17 protein-coding genes are annotated in these 21,048 nt (G+C 74.0%); 6 read left to right on the top strand and 11 right to left on the bottom strand.

Features of this window, described 5'->3' with window-relative positions; all coding sequences use genetic code 11:
* The coding region (locus tag ACIOFR_RS36800; RefSeq protein WP_401004333.1) for a hypothetical protein at window positions 1-183 on the top strand (183 nt) is incomplete at its 5' end.
* A gap of 215 nt (window positions 184-398) precedes the next feature.
* Here the strand turns inward: ACIOFR_RS36800 and ACIOFR_RS36795 are convergent.
* A complete protein-coding gene (locus ACIOFR_RS36795) occupies window positions 399-1,403 on the bottom strand; it encodes a stage II sporulation protein M (RefSeq protein ID WP_401004332.1) in 1,005 nt (334 codons plus the stop codon).
* Between the two features lie 296 nt (window positions 1,404-1,699).
* Here ACIOFR_RS36795 and ACIOFR_RS36790 point away from each other — a divergent pair, with 296 nt between their 5' ends.
* The gene (locus ACIOFR_RS36790) at window positions 1,700-2,659 is read left to right on the top strand and encodes an RDD family protein (protein WP_401004330.1); all 960 of its coding nucleotides are present in this window, start codon (window positions 1,700-1,702) and stop codon (window positions 2,657-2,659) included.
* Between the two features lie 7 nt (window positions 2,660-2,666).
* Here ACIOFR_RS36790 and ACIOFR_RS36785 read toward each other — a convergent pair whose 3' ends face one another.
* From ACIOFR_RS36785 to ACIOFR_RS36775, 3 genes are all read right to left on the bottom strand, one after another.
* Window positions 2,667-3,302 carry a hypothetical protein gene (locus ACIOFR_RS36785; RefSeq protein WP_401004328.1) on the bottom strand — a complete coding sequence of 212 codons (636 nt, stop codon included), beginning with the start codon at window positions 3,300-3,302 and terminating at the stop codon, window positions 2,667-2,669.
* 291 nt (window positions 3,303-3,593) lie between these two features.
* Window positions 3,594-5,042 (bottom strand): adenosylhomocysteinase, encoded by a 1,449-nt coding sequence (ahcY, locus tag ACIOFR_RS36780; RefSeq protein WP_401004326.1) that lies wholly within the window; start codon window positions 5,040-5,042, stop codon window positions 3,594-3,596.
* Window positions 5,043-5,282: 240 nt separating this feature from the next.
* The gene (locus tag ACIOFR_RS36775; RefSeq protein WP_401004325.1) at window positions 5,283-6,257 is read right to left on the bottom strand and encodes a cation diffusion facilitator family transporter; all 975 of its coding nucleotides are present in this window, start codon (window positions 6,255-6,257) and stop codon (window positions 5,283-5,285) included.
* Between the two features lie 216 nt (window positions 6,258-6,473).
* On the opposite strand from ACIOFR_RS36775, the gene ACIOFR_RS36770 reads away from it, so the two are divergent.
* Together ACIOFR_RS36770 and ACIOFR_RS36765 are read left to right on the top strand one after the other, a co-directional pair.
* On the top strand, window positions 6,474-8,150 hold the full coding sequence (locus ACIOFR_RS36770) for an FAD-dependent oxidoreductase (RefSeq protein ID WP_401004323.1): 1,677 nt from the start codon (window positions 6,474-6,476) through the stop codon (window positions 8,148-8,150).
* Between the two features lie 5 nt (window positions 8,151-8,155).
* Window positions 8,156-9,613: an ATP-binding protein gene (locus ACIOFR_RS36765; protein WP_401004338.1), complete on the top strand. Its 1,458-nt coding sequence runs from the start codon at window positions 8,156-8,158 to the stop codon at window positions 9,611-9,613.
* Here ACIOFR_RS36765 and ACIOFR_RS36760 read toward each other — a convergent pair.
* The 4 genes from ACIOFR_RS36760 to ACIOFR_RS36745 form a co-directional block, all read right to left on the bottom strand.
* A complete protein-coding gene (locus ACIOFR_RS36760; protein ID WP_401004322.1) occupies window positions 9,610-10,776 on the bottom strand; it encodes an SIS domain-containing protein in 1,167 nt (388 codons plus the stop codon). The genes ACIOFR_RS36765 and ACIOFR_RS36760 overlap by 4 nt on opposite strands.
* A gap of 33 nt (window positions 10,777-10,809) precedes the next feature.
* The gene (locus tag ACIOFR_RS36755) at window positions 10,810-10,992 is read right to left on the bottom strand and encodes a Trm112 family protein (protein WP_371497359.1); all 183 of its coding nucleotides are present in this window, start codon (window positions 10,990-10,992) and stop codon (window positions 10,810-10,812) included.
* 120 nt (window positions 10,993-11,112) lie between these two features.
* Complete coding sequence (locus ACIOFR_RS36750) at window positions 11,113-12,498, bottom strand: phosphomannomutase/phosphoglucomutase (protein ID WP_401004320.1); 1,386 nt, start codon at window positions 12,496-12,498, stop codon at window positions 11,113-11,115.
* A 91-nt stretch (window positions 12,499-12,589) separates the two neighbouring features.
* Window positions 12,590-12,973, bottom strand: coding sequence for a DUF3499 domain-containing protein (locus ACIOFR_RS36745; RefSeq protein ID WP_401004318.1), 384 nt, complete (start codon window positions 12,971-12,973; stop codon window positions 12,590-12,592).
* Between the two features lie 130 nt (window positions 12,974-13,103).
* Here ACIOFR_RS36745 and ACIOFR_RS36740 point away from each other — a divergent pair, with 130 nt between their 5' ends.
* On the top strand, window positions 13,104-13,562 hold the full coding sequence (locus tag ACIOFR_RS36740; protein WP_401004316.1) for a metallopeptidase family protein: 459 nt from the start codon (window positions 13,104-13,106) through the stop codon (window positions 13,560-13,562).
* Between the two features lie 78 nt (window positions 13,563-13,640).
* Here ACIOFR_RS36740 and ACIOFR_RS36735 read toward each other — a convergent pair whose 3' ends face one another.
* The 3 genes from ACIOFR_RS36735 to ACIOFR_RS36725 form a co-directional block, all read right to left on the bottom strand.
* Window positions 13,641-15,260: a DUF5719 family protein gene (locus ACIOFR_RS36735; protein ID WP_401004314.1), complete on the bottom strand. Its 1,620-nt coding sequence runs from the start codon at window positions 15,258-15,260 to the stop codon at window positions 13,641-13,643.
* A gap of 6 nt (window positions 15,261-15,266) precedes the next feature.
* Window positions 15,267-19,136 (bottom strand): glycosyltransferase, encoded by a 3,870-nt coding sequence (locus tag ACIOFR_RS36730; RefSeq protein WP_401004312.1) that lies wholly within the window; start codon window positions 19,134-19,136, stop codon window positions 15,267-15,269.
* A 275-nt stretch (window positions 19,137-19,411) separates the two neighbouring features.
* Window positions 19,412-19,684, bottom strand: coding sequence for a WhiB family transcriptional regulator (locus ACIOFR_RS36725; RefSeq protein WP_145790473.1), 273 nt, complete (start codon window positions 19,682-19,684; stop codon window positions 19,412-19,414).
* 819 nt (window positions 19,685-20,503) lie between these two features.
* Here ACIOFR_RS36725 and ACIOFR_RS36720 point away from each other — a divergent pair.
* Entirely contained in the window at window positions 20,504-21,025 is a 522-nt protein-coding gene (locus ACIOFR_RS36720) for a cysteine dioxygenase (RefSeq protein ID WP_401004336.1), read from the top strand.
* Window positions 21,026-21,048 lie beyond the last annotated feature (23 nt).

The raw sequence follows: 21,048 nt of genomic DNA, 5'->3' as shown, positions 1-21,048 counted from the left end.
GTTGACTTTTGGCACGCTGTTGAGTTCTCAAGGAACGGACACTTCCTTCGGACCGCCTTCCAGCGGGCCCTCCGGGCGCTTCGTTCTTTCGTGTTCTCAGCTTATCAGATGTTTTCCGGCCGTTTTACCGGCTTTCGTTTCTCCGATTTCCCGCTGAGGGGATTTCCTGCGACTTCGCAGTGAAGCTTATCAAAGCTTCGGAGTGCTCAGTCCCAGGGGGTTTTTCGCTTTGCCGGCCAACATCCGAATGGATGTGATGCCCAGGCTTGGCGGTGTCGTAGACACTACGCCCGGCACCGACCGTTGTCCAGTCGGTCCCAACCGTTCAAACCTACTAGCCGACCAGGACCACGTCAATGGATCTGGAGGGATGATCATGACCCTACCAGCTGCGACGGTCAGGCTGCGACCGGCTGGAGGTCCGCCCGGTCGGACTCCTCGACATCGCCGAACTCGCCCAGGGAGGCGGTCCGCCGGCCCAGCACGAGGGCGTAGAGGAGGAAGAGGACCTCGGCGATGACACCGATGGAGATCCGGGCCCAGGTGGGTAGGCCGGACGGGGTGACGAAGGCTTCGAGGATGCCGGAGACCAGCAGGACGGCCGTCAGGCCGATGGCCATGCCGATGGTGGCGCGGCCCTCCTCGGCCATGGCCGTGCGGCGGGTGCGCGGACCGGGGCTGATGATCGTCCAGCCGAGCCGCAGGCCCATTCCGGCGGCGACGAACACCGCGGTGAGTTCCAGCAGACCGTGCGGGACGAGCAGGCCGAGGAAGAGGTCGAGACGGCCTGCGGCGGCCATCATGCCTATTCCCACGCCCAGGTTGACCACGTTGCTCACCAGGACCGGGATGACCGGTATGCCGAGCAGGACGCCGTACACCAGGCACTGGGCGGCGATCCAGGCGTTGTTGGTCCACACATGGGCCGCGAAGGCGCTCGCGGGGTGCTCCGAGTAGTACGCCTCCGCCTGGCCGCCGGGCTTGGTGAGTTCCTGGAACGCCTCGGGGGTGGCGATGCTCTCGCGGACCTCGGGGTGGGTGCCGACCCACCAGGCGATCACCACGGTCAGCGCCAGCGAGAGCAGCGCGATCGGGATCCACCAGTGCCGCGAGCGGTACAGGGCGGCGGGGAAGCTCACCGCGAAGAACCGGCCGATGTCGCGCCAGGAGGAGGTGCGGGCGCCGGTGACCGCCCCGCGGCCGCGGGCGACCAACGAGGTGAGCCGGCCCTCCAGGATCGGGTCCGGGACGGTCGCCTGGACCTGCGCGAGGTGGCTGGTGGCCCGCTGGTAGAGGGCGATCAGCTCGTCGGCCTCCTCCCCGCTGAGACGGCGCCGCTTACTCAGGGCCTCCAGACGCTGCCACTCCGCCTGGTGAGTGGCGACGAAGACGTCCAGGTCCATGCGGCTCGCTCCAGGGCTGCGGGGTGACGGCGGGTGAGGACCGGGTGGGCAGGCTGCCGGCCCGGGTGCGCCTAGCTTGCCAGAGGCGGCCGCATCACCGACGGGCGATCCCGCGGTGATCGCCGCAGCCCCCGCCGGCCGCGGACCCGCCCCGCCACCCGCCGGCCGACCCACCGGCCCGCCCTGCCGGCCCGCCCCGGACCGGGACCAGTCTTCCGGGGCGGAGAGCGTGCCCGTACTGTTTGCCGCTGGGTGCACAGGGGGCTGGGCCGGCCGGCTGCCGAGGAACGGATCGGGTGGGTGTTGTGAGCGACCTGGTGACAGGTGAGGCGGTCGTCCTCGGGCTGAGGTCGGCGAAGCTGCCCAGCCGGGCGCTGGCCCGACTGATGGACGCGGTGGTCCAGCTGGTCGCGTGGATCATCACCACGATGATCGCGATAGCGGTGGCGGGCAACGCCGACGAGGCCGCGATCGCGGCCATCATGCTCTCGATATTCGTCTTCTACGCGGTCGTCCTGCCGGTGCTGGTGGAGACGCTGTCCAAGGGGCGTTCGCTCGGCAAGCTGGCCCTCGGGCTGCGCGTGGTGCGGACGGACGGCGGGCCGGTGCGATTCCGCCACGCGCTGGTGCGCGGGCTGGTCGGGGTCGTCGACTTCGGGCTGTCCGGCGTCCCGGCCGTGGTCACCTCCCTGATCTCCTCCGAGGGCAAGCGGCTGGGCGACATCTTCGCCGGGACCCTGGTGATCCGTGAGCGGGTGCCCTCGGCGGCCCGCGGCCACGGCGCGCTGCCGCAGGTGCCGCCGCAGCTCCTGCACGCGATGGGCACCGACCTGGTGGCGATGGACCTGTCCGCCGTACCGGACCCGCTGTGGCTCGCGATCCGCCAGTACCTCGGCCGGATCGACCAGCTCGACCCGGCCGTCGCCTTCGGCATGGCGCAGCGGTTGGCATCGGACCTTTCGGCACACATCGGCCGCGCCGTGCCGTACGGGGTCTCGCCGGCCATGTATCTGGGTGCGGTGCTCACCGAGCGGCAGCGCCGGGAGTGGGCGCGGGCCACGGCGCACTCCCAGCCGTACCTGCCCCACCAGCCCGCGCAGCCCTACCAGCCGCAGCCCGCGCAGCCCTACCAACCGCAGCCCGCGCAGCCGCAGCCCGCGCCTGCCCCCGCGCCCCTCCCGGTACCTGCCCAGCAGACCCCGCCGCAGGACCCCGGCCCGGCCCCCGCCGCGAGCGGCTTCGCGCCGCCCGCCTGACGTCCGCTCAGCCGCCGTACTCGGCCGGCCAGCGGTTGGGCGGGGACTCCAGTTCCTCCAGCTCGATGCCGGGTGCCGAGAGGACCACGTCGCCGGCCAGGTGCACCACCTGCTGTTCCCCGGTGGCGAGGTCGGCGACCTGGTAGCGGTCGACCCGCAGCGGGCCGCTGTCGGTCTCGTGGGTCTCGACGGCTTCCAGCTGCCAGCCCTGGTCGAAGGTCCGCGGTGCCAGCACGGGCTCGGTGAACGCGACCAGCCGGACCCGGGCGCTGCCGCCGGGCCGGAGGCGCAGCAGGCCGGCGGTGGCGATCAGGAACGCCGGCGAGCCGCCGCTGAAGGCGTGCGCCCGGTCGTGGCCCTCGACGGCCTGCGCGCCGGACGGGTCGTCGGCGTCGGTCCGGACCCAGGCCACGCCGTCCACCGCCCCGCCGCGCACCTGCCAGCCGCCGGCCCGCAGTTCCAGCCGGAGCGGACGGCTGCGGGAGTCGAGCGTGAGGTCGGTGGTGGCGATCGTGCCGCCGTCCGGGCCGTAGGTCTTGGAGACGTAGCGCCAGCCGGCCGGGCCGGGGGCGCAGCTGAACCGTTCCTCGCCCAGCAGGACGTGGTCGTGGGTGTCGTGGAGCGAGTAGCGGCCGTTGGGCATGGGCCGAAGCCTACGCGGGCCGGCCGGGTGGAAAACCGGGACGGCTACGCCCGCCGGGTGCTCGTCAACACGTTCCCGGCCGAGCAGCGCCCGGCCTGGTGGCGGCGGACCAGCGTGGGCGCGGACGGCCGGGACGTGGTCGTGCCCGCGTCCGATCTGGACGCGTCGCCGGACGTCCGGCGGGCGCCTCGACGTGCTCGGCTGACCGGCACGGGCCGCACGCGCCGGCGCCCGGCACCCCCTCCGCGGGGGTGCCGGGCGCCGGCTCCGTGCTGCTGGCAGCCGGGGTGATCAGTAGCGGTACAGGTCCGCCTTGTACGGGCCCTCGACCGGGACGCCGATGTAGTCGGCCTGCTCCGGGGAGAGCGTGGTCAGCTTGACGCCGAGCGCGTCCAGGTGGAGCCGGGCGACCTTCTCGTCCAGGTGCTTCGGCAGCACGTACACGCCGACCGGGTACTGCTCGGTCTTGGTGAACAGCTCGATCTGCGCGATGGTCTGGTTCGCGAAGGAGTTGGACATCACGAACGACGGGTGGCCGGTCGCGTTGCCGAGGTTCAGCAGGCGGCCCTCGGAGAGGACGATGATGGTGCGGCCGTCCTCCTTGCGCCACTCGTGGACCTGCGGCTTGACCTCGGTCTTCACCACGCCGGGGAGCTGGGCGAGGCCGGCCATGTCGATCTCGTTGTCGAAGTGGCCGATGTTGCCGACGATGGCCTGGTGCTTCATCCGGGCCATGTGCGAGGCCATGATGATGTCCTTGTTGCCCGTGGTCGTGATGAAGATGTCGGCGATCTCGACGACCTCGTCCAGGGTGGTGACCTGGTAGCCGTCCATCGCGGCCTGGAGGGCGCAGATCGGGTCGATCTCGGTGACGATGACCCGGGCGCCCTGGCCGCGCAGCGACTCGGCGCTGCCCTTGCCCACGTCGCCGTAGCCGCAGACGACGGCGACCTTGCCGCCGATCAGGACGTCGGTGGCGCGGTTGATGCCGTCGATCAGCGAGTGGCGGCAGCCGTACTTGTTGTCGAACTTCGACTTGGTGACCGAGTCGTTGACGTTGATGGCCGGGAACAGCAGCTTGCCGTCGCGGTGCATCTCGTACAGGCGGTGGACACCGGTGGTGGTCTCCTCCGTCACGCCCTTGATCGTCGCCGCGATCTCGGTCCACTTGGCGGGCGAGTCCGCCAGGGTGCGGTTGAGCACCTCCAGGATGAGGCGGTACTCCTCGTTGTCCGCGGTGGACGGGTCCGGGGCCTCGCCGGCCTTCTCGAACTCGACACCCTTGTGGATCAGGAGGGTGGCGTCACCGCCGTCGTCGAGGATCATGTTCGGGGTCTGGCCGTCGGGCCAGGTGAGCGCCTGCTCGGTGCACCACCAGTACTCCTCCAGGGTCTCGCCCTTCCAGGCGAAGACCGGGACACCGGCCGGGTTCTCGGGGGTGCCCTCGGGGCCCACCGCGATGGCCGCGGCGGCGTGGTCCTGGGTGGAGAAGATGTTGCAGGAACACCAGCGGACCTCGGCACCGAGCGCGGTCAGCGTCTCGATCAGGACGGCGGTCTGCACGGTCATGTGCAGCGAGCCGGTGATCCGGGCGCCGGCCAGCGGCTGGGCGGCCGCGTACTCCTTGCGGATCGACATCAGGCCGGGCATCTCGTGCTCGGCGAGCTGGATCTCCTTGCGGCCGAACGGGGCCAGGGAGAGGTCGGCGACCTTGAAGTCACCGGTGGGGTTCGACGACATGCGGGGGCTCCTCGCTGCGTTGGGCCTGGGAACGGGTGTGCTGAGCTGCAGAGCGGCCGCGGGTGGGGCCCTCTGCTGCGGCACAATCCGTCGGAGGACCTCTCTCCCTCGACCCGCACCACGGTACGGCCCGACCGCCATCAGCAGCGACGTTTGGCTCTGCCGACGAATCTACACCGACCGGGCGGTGCGCCGGGGCGCACACACCCGGTTCCGGTCACGGCCGGGGCCGCGCCGGGATCAGTACGCCGAGGGGCCGGGGCCGCCGGGGGTGGCCTCCGGGTCGGGGCCCGCGGCGGCCTTCTCGGCGCTGTAGATGTCGGGCTCCAGGTAGATCGCCCGGGCGATCGGGACGGCCCGCCGGATCCGGGCCTCGGCCAGGTCGATGGCCTCGGCGATCCGGGCGGCGGTGTCGTCGGCGTGCACGCCGATCTTGGCGGCCACCAGGAGCTCCTCCGGGCCGACGTGCAGGGTGCGCATGTGGATCACGTCGGTGACCGAGTCGTGGTCCACCAGGGCGTCGCGGATCTGCGCGACGACGTCCTGGTTGGCCGACTCGCCGACCAGCAGGGACTTGGTCTCCACCGCGAGAACGACCGCGATCACCACCAGCAGGATGCCGATCGCCAGGGTGCCGATGCCGTCCCAGATCCCGTTGCCGGTGATCACCGTCAGGCCGACGCCGAACAGCGCGAGCACCAGGCCGATCAGCGCGCCGGTGTCCTCAAGCAGGACGACCGGCAGCTCCGGGGCCTTGGCCCGGCGGATGTACGAGGTCCAGCCGTGGGTGCCCTTGTCCTTGACCGCCTCCCGGTAGGCCGTCAGGAACGACCAGCCCTCCATCAGGATGGCGAAGACCAGCACGCCGACCGGCCAGTACCAGTTGTCCAGCTCGTGCGGGTCGTGGATCTTCTCGTAACCCTCGAAGCAGGCGAACAGGCCACCGACGCTGAACAGCACCACGGCCACCAGGAAGGCGTAGACGTAGCGCTCGCGCCCGTACCCGAACGGGTGCTGGGCGTCCGCGTCGCGGGCCGCGCGCTTGCCGCCGACCAGGAGCAACACCTGGTTGCCCGAGTCGGCGACCGAGTGGACGCCCTCCGCGAGCATCGAGGAGGAGCCGGAGAAGGCGAAGGCCACGAACTTGCTGGCCGCGATCGCCAGGTTCGCGGACAGCGCCGCGACCAGTGCCTTGGTGCCGCCTTCGGTACTCATGCTGGGGTCGGGTCCCTCCGACGGGGCCGGGGCAGTCCGGCCGTGGATTGTCGAGCGCACATTATCCCGGTGGCACCGACGGGCCTTCGTCCGCCCGCCGCTCCGAGAGGCAGCACCGGGCCGTCCGGGCAGAGAATCGGTTCGGGGCGGCGGGCCGCGGACCGGCCGGGCGAGGGGGGGCCGGAGCGGGCGGACGACGCGAGAGCAGGGACGGCCATGGCTGAGACCGGCGAGGCACCGAGGGCGGTGATCCTCACCGTCGACGACGACCCCGGGGTGTCCCGCGCGGTCGCCCGCGACCTGCGGCGCCGGTACGGCGGCGACCACAGGGTGGTGCGGGCGGAGACCGCGGCGTCGGCGCTGGACGCCCTGCGCGAGATGAAGCTGCGCGGCGACCTGGTCGCGGTGATCCTCGCGGACTACCGGATGCCGCAGATGAACGGCATCGAGTTCCTCGAACAGGCGATGGACGTCTACCCGGGGGCCCGCAGGGTGCTGCTGACCGCGTACGCGGACACCGGCGCCGCGATCGACGCGATCAACGTGGTCGACCTCGACCACTACCTGCTGAAGCCCTGGGACCCGCCGGAGGAGAAGCTCTACCCGGTGGTGGACGACCTGCTGGAGACCTGGCTGGCCTCCGACCACCGCCCGGTGCCGGAGACCAAGGTCGTCGGCCACCGCTGGTCGGCGCACTCCTCCGAGGTCCGGGAGTTCCTGGCCCGCAACCAGGTGCCCTACCGCTGGTACGCCTCCGACGAGCCCGAGGGGCGGCGCCTGCTGGCGGCCGCCGGCGAGGACGGCCTGCGGCTGCCGCTGGTGGTCACCCCGGACGGCGAGTGCCTGGTCGAGCCGGACGGAACGCAGCTCGCCGCCCGGGTCGGCCTGGCGACCGACCCGTCGTCCGAGTTCTACGACCTGATCGTCATCGGCGGCGGCCCGGCCGGCCTGGGCGCCGCGGTCTACGGCGCCTCCGAGGGCCTGCGGACCGTCCTGGTCGAACGCACCGCCACCGGCGGCCAGGCCGGTCAGAGCTCGCGGATCGAGAACTACCTGGGCTTCCCCGACGGGGTGTCCGGCGCGCAGCTGACCGAACGCGCCCGGCGCCAGGCCGCCAGGTTCGGCGCCGAGATGCTGACCGCGCGCGAGGTCACCGGGCTGGAGGTGAACGGCGCCTCGCGGACGGTGCGCTTCTCGGACGGCTCCGCGATCTCCGCGCACACCGTGATCCTGGCGACCGGCGTCTCCTACCGGCAGCTGGACGCCCCCGGGGTGGCCGGGCTCACCGGTCGCGGGGTCTACTACGGCTCCGCCCTCACCGAGGCGGCCGGCTGCGCCGGCAACGACGTGTACATCGTCGGCGGCGCGAACTCCGCCGGGCAGGCCGCCGTGTACCTCGCCAGGGGCGCCCGCTCGGTGACCGTCCTGGTGCGCGCGGACTCGCTGGCCCGGTCGATGTCGCACTACCTCGTCCAGCAGATCGCGGAGGTGCCGTCGATCGGCGTGCGCACCGCCACCGAGGTCGTCGAGGCGCACGGCACCGACCACCTGGAGCGGATCACCCTGCGGGACACCGCGACCGGCCGCACCGAGCAGGTCGACGCGCAGTGGCTGTTCGTGTTCATCGGCGCCGCGCCGCTGACGGACTGGCTGGAGGGCGTGGTGGTCCGCGACGGCCGCGGCTTCGTGGTCGCCGGGCCGGACCTGTCGCCCGGCGGGCACCCGCCCGCGTCCTGGCCGCTGGACCGGGCACCGTACCACCTGGAGACCAGCGTCCCGGGCGTCTTCGTGGCCGGCGACGCGCGGTCGGAGTCCGCCAAACGGGTCGCCTCGGCGGTCGGCGAGGGTGCGATGGCCGTGATGCTGGTCCACCGGTACCTGGAGCGACTGTGACCGCCGTGACCCCGCCGCCGGCCGGCTGCTCCCCCGAGGAGCTGCGCACCCTCTTCCTGTTCGAACGCCTCACCGCCGACCAGCTGGACTGGCTCTGCCGCGAGGGCCGGGTGGAGCGGACCGGGCCCGGCCCGGTGTATGCCGAGGGCGAGCCCGCGACCTGCTTCTACGTCCTGCTCGACGGCACCATCGTGCTGTCACGGCGGGTCGGCGCGGACGACATCGAGGTGACCCGGACCGCCCAGCGCGGGGTGTACGCGGGGGCCTTCCAGGCGTACCTCGGCGACCGGGTCCCGCAGACCTACACCAGCTCGCTGCGGGCGGCGACGCCCGCGCGCTTCTTCGTGCTGTCGGCCGGGGCGTTCGCCCGGATGATGAGCGAGTGGTTCCCGATGGCGGTCCACCTGCTCGAAGGGCTGTTCCTCGGTGCCCGGGTGACCCAGGAGGCGGTCGGCCGCCGGGAGCGGCTGCTCGCGCTCGGCTCGCTGTCGGCCGGCCTCACCCACGAGCTGAACAACCCCGCGGCCGCCGCGCTGCGGGCCACCGCGGCCCTGCGCGAGCGGGTGGCCGGGATGCGCCACAAGCTGGGCGCGCTGGCCACCGGCAGGTACCCGCAGGAGGGCATGGAGGCGCTGGTCACGCTCCAGGAGGACGCCGCCGACCGGGTCGCCGCCGCGAAGTCCGTCACGCTCGGCCCGCTGGAGGCCGCCGACCGCGAGGACGCCCTCGGCGACTGGCTGGAGGAGCGGGGCGTCGCCGACGGCTGGCAGCTCGCCCCGGCCTTCGTCCAGGCGGGCCTGGACAGCGACTGGCTCGGCCGGGTGGCGGCCACGGTCGGCGACGACCGGCTGGAGGGCGCCGTGCGCTGGCTGCACTACACCGTCGAGACCGAGCTGCTGATGAACGAGATCGAGGACTCCACCACCCGGATCTCGGTGCTGGTCGGCGCCGCCAAGCAGTACTCGCAGCTGGACCGGGCCCCGCACCGGGTGGTGGACGTCCACGAGCTGCTCGACAGCACGCTGCTGATGCTCGCCGGCAAGATCCCGTCCGGGGTCGCGGTGGTCCGCGACTACGACCTGGGGCTGCCGAGGATCCCCGCCTACCCCGGGGAGCTCAACCAGGTCTGGACGAACCTGATCGACAACGCGCTCTCCGCGATGGCCGGGTCCGGCACCCTCACCGTCCGCACGGCCCGCGACCACGACCGGGTGCTGGTCGAGTTCGGCGACACCGGGCCCGGGGTGCCGGAGGAGATCCGCAACCGGATCTTCGAGCCGTTCTTCACCACCAAGCCGGTCGGCGAGGGCACCGGGCTCGGGCTCGACATCTCCTGGCGGATCGTGGTCAACAAGCACCACGGGGACCTGCGGGTCAGCTCCGAGCCGGGCGACACCCGCTTCCGGGTGCTGCTCCCGCTCGCCGACGCGGAGCCGGACGCCGTCGCGCCCGCTGCGCCCTAGCCGGCGAGGCCCAGGTAGACCGCGGCGAAGTCGGTCAGCCCGACCAGCTCGGCCAGCGCCTGCAACGGGTCCTCCAGGCTGGACGTGAACTCCGTCAGCCGGACCTCGTGGGCGTCGGCGAGCCGGCGGGCCCGGGTCACGCTGTGGCCGGCCTCGGTCAGCTCCTCCACACCGGGAGTGTGCCGCAGCAGCACCACCTGGAGCTGGAGCGCCTCGGGCTCGTCCACCCGGTCGCGGAAGAAGTCCTCCGGGTCGGAGCCGCCGCCGAGCCGGCCGACGAACATCCCGCGGTGCGCGACCAGCACCCGTGGCAGCAGGCCCGGCAGCGCGGGCAGCCCGGCGCGGTCCGCCAGCACCGCCGCGAAGCGCTCGGCGGCGGCGCCGGTCACCGGCCCGGCGCCCCACACCAGCGGCACCGTCCCGGAGAGCTGGGCGGCCAGGGCCTTGGCCGGGTTGGTGTACGTCTGGGCGTCCGGGCGGCAGCGGACGGCGACCTCGTCGAGCCGGTCCGCGGCGGCGTCCAGCGAGCCCGGCGGGAGCTGGGTGACGCCGGTCCGCTCGGCGAGCGCGAGCAGCGGGGTCAGGAAGGCCCAGAGGGCGGCCGGGTCCTCGGTCGGCAGGTCCGGCTCGTCGGCGCGCGGCTGGTCGCCGTCCTCGACGGTGCTCGGCGCGTACGGCAGGGGCAGGCCGCGGACCTGGAGGGCGGCCTCGGCCAGCGGGCTGTGCTCGGGCGCGATCACCGCGATCGCGCAGCCGCGGGTGTACGCCTGCTCGGCCAGCGAGATCAGGCCGCCCTCGATGCCCTGGGGGGAGGCCAGCACCACCAGGTCGAGCGGGCCGACCCAGCCCGGGAGCTGCCAGCCGAGGCCGGAGGTGAACTCCGGGCCGGCGGGCCGGGACTCGGCCGGGGGCAGCGACAGGACCTGGCAGTTCGGTACCGCGAGGGAGGCGAGCACCGCGCCCGCGGTCAGGACGCTCCCGCTGCCGGCGACCACGACCGTCCGGGGCCGCCCCTCGGGCCGCAGGCCCGCCAGGCCGGCCGCGTCGGCGAGCCGGGCCGCGATCCGGATCCGGGCGCCGACCGCGGCCAGCGAGAGCAGTGCGTGCTGCCGGTCGGCCCGCAGCAGGGCGGCCGGGTCGTCGAGCAGGGATTCGTCGAGCATGCGGCTGGCCTCCAGCGGGTGACCGGACGGGTGTCAGGAGGGGCGGCGGGCCTCGTCCAGGAGGAGTACCGGGATCCCGTCGCGGACCGGGTAGACCAGACCGCAGCTCTCGCCGGTGCAGCGCAGCTCGTGCTCCTCGCCCTGGCCGCTCTCGGTCAGCGGGGCGTGGCACTGCGGGCAGACCAGGATCTCCAGCAGGGAGGACGGCAGGCTCATGGCGTAGGGCTCCAGGTTCGTGCGGAGGCGGGCGGGTACGGCGGTGCCCCGACCGGTAGCCACACTACCTGCCGGGGCACCCGCGCAGTCAGCGCCTCGGCGATCTTTCCGCCGGGTCCGTCAGGCCCGGACCAGCGCCAGGACGGCGTCCCGCACCTCGGCCATCCGGGCCGGGTCCTTGGCCTCGACGTTGAGGCGCAGCAGCGGCTCGGTGTTGGAGGCGCGCAGGTTGAACCACCAGTCGCCGCCGGCGACGGTGAGGCCGTCGAGCTCGTCGACGGTGACGCCCGGCTGGTCACCCCAGGCGGCGCGGACGGCCTCGGTCCTGGCGTGCTGGTCGGCGACGGTGGAGTTGATCTCGCCGGAGGCGGCGTACCGGTCGTAGCGGGCGGTCAGCTCGGAGAGCGTGCCGTCCTGGCCGCCGAGGGCGGCGAGCACGTGCAGGGCCGCCAGCATGCCGGTGTCGGCGCGCCAGAAGTCGCGGAAGTAGTAGTGCGCGGAGTGTTCGCCGCCGAAGATCGCGTCGGTGCGGGCCATCTCCTGCTTGATGAAGGAGTGGCCGACCCGGGTGCGGACCGGCTCGGCGCCGAGCTCCTCGACCACCTCGGGGACGGTCCAGGAGGTGATCAGGTTGTGGATGACGGTCGGGCGGTCCTCGCCGGCCGCGCGGGCGCGGGCGATCTCGCGGGCGGCGACCAGCGCGGTGATCGCGGACGGCGAGACCGGCTCGCCGCGCTCGTCCACCACGAAGCAGCGGTCGGCGTCGCCGTCGAAGGCCAGGCCGAGGTCGGCGCCGGCCCGGACCACCCCGGCCTGGAGGTCGACCAGGTTCTTCGGGTCGAGCGGGTTGGCCTCGTGGTTGGGGAAGGTGCCGTCCAGCTCGAAGTACATCGGCACCAGGTCGAGCGGCAGGCCGGCGAAGACGGTCGGCACGGTGTGGCCGCCCATGCCGTTGCCGGCGTCCACGACCACCTTGAGCGGGCGGATCGCGGTCAGGTCGACCAGCGAGCGCAGGTGCGCGGAGTACCCGGCGAGGCTGTCCTGCGAGCTGAGCGTGCCGGAGACGGCGTCGGAGCCCGGGACGGTGACGGCGCCGTCGGCGTCCAGCCAGGACTCCACCAGCTCGCGGATCTCGTCCAGGCCGGTGTCCTGGCCGACCGGGGCGGCACCCGCACGGCAGAGCTTGATGCCGTTGTACTGGGCCGGGTTGTGGCTGGCGGTGAACATCGCGCCGGGCAGGTCCAGGTTGCCGCTGGCGTAGTACAGCTGGTCGGTCGAGCAGAGGCCGATCTCCACCACGTCCGCGCCGTGGGCGGCGGCGCCCTCGGCGAAGGCCCGGGACAGGCCCGGCGAGGAGGGCCGCATGTCGTGGCCGACCACGATCGCCGACGCACCCACCACCCGGACGAACGCCGCGCCGAACGCGCGGGCCAGGGACTCGTCCCACTGGTCCGGCACCACACCCCGGACGTCGTAGGCCTTCACAAGCTGCTTGAGGTCCCGCACCTGACTGCTCCTGATGTGTGTCTGCTCGGACGAAAGGGCAGCGTACCCGCAGTGGGAGGGGCCGATCGTGCCGAGCGGTGCCTCGGGGCGGTCAGTTGTCTGGCGAGCGCAGCACCCGGAGGTGGCCGCGGCGCCCGGACTCCCCCTGGTCGCCCGCGCCGGGGCGGCCCTGACGGGGCGTGCGGTCCTGCGGGCGTTCCTGCGGACGGGCGGCCTCGCGGACGGCGTTGGCGAGCGCTTCCAGGTCGTCGCTGCTGCGGCGCAGCGGGCCGGCGTCGGCGGCGAGCCGGACGACCTCCCAGCCGCGGGGCGCGGTCAGCCGCTCGGCGTGCTCGGCGCACAGGTCGTAGCAGTGCGGCTCGGCGTAGGTGGCGAGCGGCCCCAGGACGGCCGTGGAGTCCGCGTAGACGTACGTCAGCGTCGCGACGGCCGGTCGGCCGCACGCGGTCCGCGAACAACGACGTACAGAGCTCACGAGGGTGGACGGTACCGCACTCCCGCCGAGCCCGCGACGACCCGCCCCCGGTACGCGCGGTGTGTCGCCGTCACGCGGGGTGGCGGAATGGTCCACTTCCGGGCGGCCAAGGGCTACGCTCGACTCTGATATGGACAGCTCCGCACCCCAGCCCCCGGCGTCCCCGGCCGGGCCGCCGCGCCGCTCGCGGCACCGTGACCGGCACGGCCGCGGCCTGCGCGGGCCGTTGGCACCGCCTCAGGTGCCGATCTCGTTGACCCGCTCGGAGGTCTTCGACGACTACGTCCGCGAGTCGGTCGAGCGGCTGGAGCGGCGCTGGCCGCAGCTGGAGGAGGTCGAGTTCGCCGTCCTGGAGGTCCCGGTGCCCGCCGAGGGTGAGCCGGAGTCCGACGGCGTACCGCTCGGGCGGGTGATTCCGGCGGCGAAGGGCCGTCGCAGCCGGATCGTGGTCTTCCGCCGGCCGGTGGAGATCCGCGCGAAGTCGCGCGAGGACCGGGCCGCGCTGGTGCACGAGGTGCTGATCGAGCAGGTCGCCGAGCTGCTCGGGCTGTCCCCGGACGCGATCGACCCGCGGTACGGCGAGGACTGACACCGGGGTGCGACGCCGGCGGCCCGCCGCCCGGGGTCGGGTGGCGGGCCGCGGGCGGCGCTCGGCGCGGTGGCCGGGTCAGCGGTCCAGCAGCACGCCCGGGTCGCCCTGGGTGTGCGGCAGCCGCACCGTGCTGTGGTCGTCCGCGAACTCCTGGATCGTGAACATCGGCACGTCCTTGACCGGGATCGTGAGCATCCGGGCCGCCACCACGGGCCCGCCCGAGACGGTCTCCAGGGTCACGCCGAAGACGCCGTTGAGGCCGGCCGGGTCGGGGACGTCCAGGGCGACGGTGGCACCGGCCGGCACGGACATCTCCTTGGTGGCCGGGGTGCCGCCGCCGCTGCCCGCGGAGGTGGTGACGCGCACCTTGCCCTCCTCCTCGCCGGTCGAGGTCAGCAGCAGCTGGCTCTGGTTGCCGCCGCGGTTGTCCGCGATGCTCGCCCGGGCGCCGATCGGGGCCGCGCCGGACAGCCAGGCGGCGTCCGACTTGCCGTTCTTGGCCCGGTCGACCCGCACTCCGGCGATCACCGGGGTGGGGTGCGCCGGGTCGCTCGGGGTCAGCCGGATCGCGCCGACCTCGCCCCGGGTGACCACGCCCAGGTCGACGGCCTCCACCATGCCCGCCTTGACGTGCACGGTCTCGTGGCCGGCCGGGGTGAACCAGCCGTTCTTGCCGGAGACCTGGACCTTCAGGTCGGCGTCGTCCTCGCCGGGCGCGCCGACCACCAGCCGGGCGCCGGTCGCGTCGGCGGGCAGGCCGGGGATCACGACCCCGGAGGCGGGCGGCACGGAGGGCTGCAGCCAGTCCGCGGCCTTGCCAGCGTCCACGGCGTGCAGGCCGGCACCGACCCGGCCGCTACGCACCCGCACCTGCACCACCAGGTCGTCCACGCCCGGCGCCACCGAGCTGAGCCGCAGGGCGTCGGAGGTGCCGGGGGCGATCGCGATGCCGTTGGCGGCGTCGTTGTCGATCGGGCCCTTGGGGCCGTAGAGCTTCAGGTCGACCACGGCCGGGCCGGCGTCCGCGTTGACCAGGCTGACGTAGTCGACCCGGCCGGGCACGGTGCTGGCGCCGGCGAACCAGAAGCTGGTGCCGGAGGCGGCGCAGGTGACTCCGGACAGGCCGATGGACTGCGGATCGGTGACGGTGGTGGTCTGGGAGACCGCGAAGCCCGGCGCGAGCGCACCGGTGGCCACCGCGGCGGCGCCGGGCGCGAGGTCGCCGTTGAGGGCCGCACCGGTGGCCGGGACGCCCGCCTTGGTCAGCGGCAGCCGGGCCTCGGCGCCGGTGGCCGGTGCGTCGGCCGAGGCGCCGGCCGCCGGCGCGGCCGCGGGGGCCGCCCCGGCGGTCTGCGGGGTGACGTCGTTGAGCGCCGCGGCGCCGCCGGTGGCCGAGCCGCCGAGCGGGGTGTACGCGGTGAAGGCGGTGCTGCCGGTGACGCCGTGCAGCGGCTGCGGGCAGACCACGGACGTCCGCTCGACCTGGGCGGTGACGGCGCCGCCCGCCGTCCCGGCCGCGGTCGGGGCGACCGGGGGACGCAGCTCGGCGATGCCGAACACCACGCCGAGGACGGCGGCCCCCGCGAGCAGCGAACGGCCGGTCCGGCTGCCGCCGGCCAGCGCGCCGACGGCGAACTCGGGCTTCTTCAGCGCCGGGGCGGTGAGCTTGGGCGCCTTGAGGCTGGGCTTCTTCATCGCGGGTCAGCTCCCCGATCCGTGGTGGTGCGGGTGACCGCCGTTGCCGTAGGGGTCGTTGCCCTCGGGGTACGCCTGCGGGTAGCCGCCGCCCGGCGGCTGCTGCCCGGGCTCGGCCGGGTAGCCCGGGTACTCGGTGTAGCCGTACTGGGGGTACTGGCCGTACTGGTCGGGGTACTGCCCGTCGGGGTACTGGCCGTCGGCGTACTGCCCCTCGGCGTACGGGCCGCCGGCCGGCTGCTGCTGCTCCGGGTAGGCGGGGTAGCCGTACGGGTCGGCGGCGGGCTGGTACGGGTCGTTGCGGTACGGATCGCCGCCCTGGTACGGGTCGGAGGGGTACGGCACGGCCTGGTAGGGATCGGCCTGGTACGGGTCCGCGTACTGCTCGGTCTCGGGCGTGAAGTCCTCGACGGGCTCCGGCTCGCCGCCCGCCTGCGCCGGGATCGTGGCGTAGACGCCGGTCTCGGACTCGCCCTCGCCCTCCCCGCGCTCGGCCATCCGGCGGGCCCGGCGGCTGCCGGGGGCCGGGGCCTGCGCCTGGACGGCGGCGGCCAGTGCCTGGGCGGCGGCGACCTCCTCGGGGAGGTCGTCGTCGTTGTGGTTGCGGCGGCCGGGCAGGGCGAGCACCAGGACGGTGACGCCGAGCAGCAGCTGCAGGGCGATCCAGCCGGTGTGCGTCAGGCTGGAGTCGCGGGTGACGTCGAGCCGGCCGCCCTCGGCGGGCAGTCGGAAGCCCTGCGCCCAGCCGTCCAGGGTGACCGGCTCCAGCGGCTTGCCGTCCAGGGTGGCCTGCCACTTGGGGTCGGCCTGTTCGGCGAGGCGCAGCTGGCGGTCGGCCGGGCCCGCGGGGAGGTCGGTCCAGATGTCGTGCTCGCCCGCGGGCAGCGCCACCGGGACGCCCTTCGGGGTGACGATCACGGCCCGGGCGCCGGGTGCGCCGGTGATCTGCCAGAGCGCGACGCCGTTGCCCTGGTTGAGCCGGGTCAGGCCGGGGGTGGTGTCCAGGACGTCCCGGACCTTGGCGATCATCGGGTCCTTGACCTCGATGTACTCGACGCCGTAGCCGGCCAGCGCGGCCGCCTGGTCGCCGCCGGAGCCGGCCAGCAGCTGGCTGCTGAGCCGGGTGAGGTCGCCGCCGGCGTCGGTCTCGACGGTGCCCTCGGCCTGGCCGAGGCTCAGGCCCGCGCCGCGGACCAGGGCGTAGGAGACGGCGGACGCGTCGGCGGGCCCGGCCAGCACCAGGGTGCGGGCGCGGTCGGTGGTGCCGGCCTCCTCCGCGATGAACGCGGGGAGCTGCGGCAGCGCGCTGCGGGTCAGCGGGCCGTCGGCGCCGGCCACGGCCCACCACAGGGCGGTGCCGAACGGTGCCAGCACCGCACCGGCGACCACCACGGCGGCGACCGGCTGGCGCCAGCCGAAGGCGATGCCCGAGACGCGGGCGTTGGCGCCGTCGGCGCCGATCGCCGCGGCGGCCAGCAGGGCGACGCCGGTGAGCAGGGTGGCCGGGCCCGCCCAGGCGGCCGCGGCGGGGCCGCCGGAGGCCGGGGTGACGGCCGTGCCGGCCACCGCGACGGTGAACAGCAGGCCGGCGCCGGCGGCGGCCCAGGCCGCGAGCACCGCCCGGCGGCGGTCGGCGCGCAGCAGCGCGGCGAGGGCGGCGAGCACCACGCCCACCGACAGCCACACCGGGGGGACGCCGGCCCCGCCGGGGTTGACCAGGACCAGGCCGAGCGGCGAGGCGGACGGGCCGTTGAAGCCGGCCACCCCCGCCTCCAGCAGCAGCCGGGAGGGGTGCGCGAGGACGTGCAGCGACCAGGGGGCGAGCACCAGCACCGGCACGCCGAGGATCACCAGGATCCGCAGGCCGAGCAGGCGCAGCGCCTCGCCGCCGGAGCCGTACGCGCCGCCGCGCAGCACCGCGTGGGCCAGGGCGGCCACGCAGAGCGGGACGGCGATCGCCCAGGCGAGCGGGACGAAGGCGGTGCTCAGGGTGAGCATCAGCACCGTCATCCAGGTGGACCGCCAGCCGGGCCGGGCGCCCTTGGCCGCGGTCTCCTTCCGGATGCCGAGGCCGGCGCTGATCGCGGCGGCGCGGGCCAGCGGGGGCAGCAGCACGGCGAGGACCGCGGTGCCGATCCGGCCCTGGGCGAGCGCGCCGGTGGCCGCGGGCAGCAGGGCGTAGCTGGCGCTGGCCCAGGCGCGGACCAGCTTGGACTCGATCAGCGGGCGGGACACCAGGTAGGCGCTGACGGCCGCGAGCGGGATGGCGAGCACGACCAGCAGGGTCAGCGCCAGGTCGGCGTTGCCGAAGAGCAGCCAGGACAGCGCGGAGAGTACGGCCAGGTAGGGCGGGGAGGCCGCGGTGGAGCCGTTCCCGACGGGGTGCCAGGAGTCGGCGTACATCCGCCACAGGCCGGCGGCGCCGTCGGAGGCGGGCAGCAGGGCGCCGCCCTGGAGCAGACCGGAGCCGATCAGGCTGCGGCAGGCGACCAGCGCGAACAGCAGCAGCGCCGTGAAGAGCAGCGGTGCGGGCCGCTTGGCCAGCTTCTTGACCAGCGTGAACTGCTCGACCACCAGGTCGTCGGCGTCGTCGTCGCCGGGGCCGGACTCGACCGAGCCGTGCCGGCCCGCGCCCGGGTCCTCGCTGCCGCCGATGCCGAGCGAGCTGACGGCCTGCTCGACGGCGAGGCGGGCGGTGGCGCCGGGGCCCGGGAAGAGCGAGCGGTCGTCGCCGGGGTCGGCGGCCCGGGTGCGCTTGCGGCGTTTGCGGGCGGCCAGCAGCCGCGGCAGCCGGATCAGTTCGTGGCCGAGGCCGGCGATCTCGTCGAAGGCCTGCCGGGGGTCCTTGCCGACCAGGTTGGTGATCACCCGCAGCAGGGTGCCCAGCACCAGCCGCAGCAGGATGTACGGGAGCAGCGCGCCGCGGGTGTTGGCGAGCAGGGTGTAGACGGCGCCGGCCTTGTCCACCCGGTGCGGGTGGTCGGGGCCGCAGTCGATGGCGCGGCGTTCGCGGCTGGCGGCCTCGGCGTGCCGGAGCACGGCGTCGGGGGCGACCACGACCCGGTGGCCGGCGGCGTTGACCCGCCAGCAGAAGTCGGTGTCGTCGCGCATCAGCGGCAGTGCCCGGTCGAAGCCGCCGAGCTCCTCGAAGACGTCGCGGCGCACCAGCATGCCGGCGGTGGAGACGGCGAGCACCGGGCGGACCTGGTCGTGCTGGCCCTGGTCCTGCTCCCGGCGGTCGAGGCCGGTCCAGCGGCGGCCGGAGCGGGCGATGGTGACGCCGACCTCCAGCAGTTGCCGGCGGTCGTACCAGCTGCGCAGCTTGGGGCCGACCACGGCGGCGGTCGGGGTGGAGTCCGCGACCTGGAGCAGCCGGCGCAGCGCGTCCGTCTGGGGCTCGCAGTCGTCGTGCAGCAGCCAGAGCCACTCGACCGGGCGGGTCTCGCGCGGGCCGCCCCGGCCCAGGTCGTCCTCGTGGCCGAGCGGGTCGCCGTAGTCGTCCCAGCCGCCGGTGACCGGGTCGTAGCCGGACGGGTCGAGGCTGTACGGGAGGTCCTCGGCGCGCAGCGGCGCGCTGGCGGAGACGGCCTGGCCGACGGCGGTGCCGAAGCCCGCCCGGCGGCCGAGGACCAGCGGGCCGCTCTCCGGGAGCCAGTCGCCCAGGGTGTCCTGGAGCAGTTGCGGGGAGGTGTCGGTGGATCCGGTGTCGACGGCGAGGATGCGCTGCACCTGGCGGTCCTGGCCGAGCAGCCCGGCCAGCGCCTGCGGGAGCCAGCGGGCACCGTCGTGGGAGACGATCACGGCGGTGACGAGGTGGCGCGGGTACGCGGGCGGCCTGGCGGCGGCGAAGCCGCTCTGGTGGCTGTAGACGGTCATCGAGTGCGCGGGCCCCGGTTCCGGTGGGAGGGCGGTTGGTGTGCGGCGCCACCCGGGGCGGGCCGTTGGTCCGGGCACGGGTGGCGCAGCGCATGCCGGATGCCGGGCATCCGGATGGCGCACCACACTAACGGCTCAGGGTGGCCGCGATGCTCCCGGTCCTGGTGAAGATGTGGCCGGGAAAGGAGTACGGCATGCGAAAGCGCCCCACCGCTCGGGTGGGGCGCTGCCACGGGTGCGGGGCCGGGGGCCGCCGCGCGGGGATCCGGCCCCGGTCAGACCGCGCTCTTCTTGAGCCGGCGGCGCTCACGCTCGGAGAGGCCGCCCCAGATGCCGAACCGCTCGTCGTTGGCGAGCGCGTACTCCAGACACTCGGACCGCACCTCGCAGGCGAGGCAGACCTTCTTCGCCTCGCGGGTGGAGCCGCCCTTCTCGGGGAAGAAGGACTCCGGGTCGGTCTGGGCGCACAGCGCGCGCTCCTGCCAGCCGAGTTCCTCTTCGTCCTCTTCGATGCCCTCACCGATCAAAAGCTCAAAGAGCTCGCTCATCTGGCGCGCCTCCTCTGCCCCTCTTGGCGTCCCCGTGGTTGCCGTTGCCCGGAGCGGCGGAACGACACGAGTGAAATTACAGTTGCGTCACTCTGGCCCAGTCAAGCCGAGCTCTGGTATTGGGCCAAGGATTCACTCCCCGGAACCAAGCCGTTACGAATAGTCTACATATCCGGACAACCCGGACATTCGTAGCGACGGATGGCATATCGCCCCAGAACCACTCGCGGGCCGACGCGCCGTCAACGCCGACCGACCCGACCCCCTTCCGAGGGATGAGACGCGGGCGGCTCCGGCGCGGTTGCCTGGTCACCGGGCTGCCTTCCCGGCGATCTTCGCATCGAAACATAGAGGGTGATTTATCACCCCATCCGGCGGTTCAGTGGAGATGTGACCTGAATGTCCGCCAGCTCGGGTTGACACTTTCACCCCTCTTGCGGTCTCCTTGCACACATGTCAGAGTTCGCCGCCCACCGGAGCCGCCGCCAGGCCGCCCTCCGTCGCGCCGCGAACTCGCTCTGCTGTCGCCTCTGTTCCTGCTGTATCTAGGCGCCCGCGTCCCACCGCGCGCCGCCCAGGTAAGACCAGAGGCCGCCCGCGACAGTCCCCCTCGAACGTTCCGCGGACCCGGCTGACCCACCGAACCAGCCGATCCAAGGACGACCGACCGTGCGAATGCCCCGTATCCGCAAGCGCAACCGGGACCGTGCCAAGTTCTCGGTCCGGGCCGCGCACCGGCCCACCGCGGCCCCCAACGCCACCGCCTCCGCCCTCGCCTCTCTCGCGGCCGACCGCTGGGCCGACCGCTGGGCCGACGGTCTGAGCGACGTCTCCATCGCCGGCGACCCGCTGGCCTTCCCGCACCTCGCCCGCACCGACCTGCCGCAGCACCCCACCACCGTGGCGGGCTACGCCCGGCTGGTCCGGGAGATCGCCGCCGACCGCGACCGCTGGGCCCCGCTGGTCCGCTACGACGCCCTGACCCGCTGGTACGCCCGGCTGGAGACCGGCCCGGGCTACGAGGTCTGGCTGCTCAGCTGGCTGCCCGGCCAGAGCAGCGGCTTCCACGACCACGGCCGGTCCGCGGGCGTGATGACCGTGGTCGAGGGCGAGCTGGTCGAGCGCTCGCTGACCGACGCGGGCGAAGGCGCCCGGGTGCTCGCGCCCGGTAGCCGGCGGGTGTTCTCCGCCGGCTACCTGCACGAGGTGGTGAACGCCGCGCTGGAGCCCGCCGTCTCCATCCACCTCTACACGCCGGGCCTGGTGGAGATGAACCAGTACGGCACCGCCGCCCCCGGCCGGCAGGCCCAGCACGAGGACCGACGCCAGCACCAGGCCTGACGGGCCGCCACCGGACCGCCTGG

It is taken from the genome of Kitasatospora sp. NPDC088346 (assembly GCF_044740765.1).
Classification (GTDB): domain Bacteria; phylum Actinomycetota; class Actinomycetes; order Streptomycetales; family Streptomycetaceae; genus Kitasatospora.
Note: the sequence above shows the minus strand (reverse complement) of the source record. Positions and strands in the feature narration are given on the sequence as shown.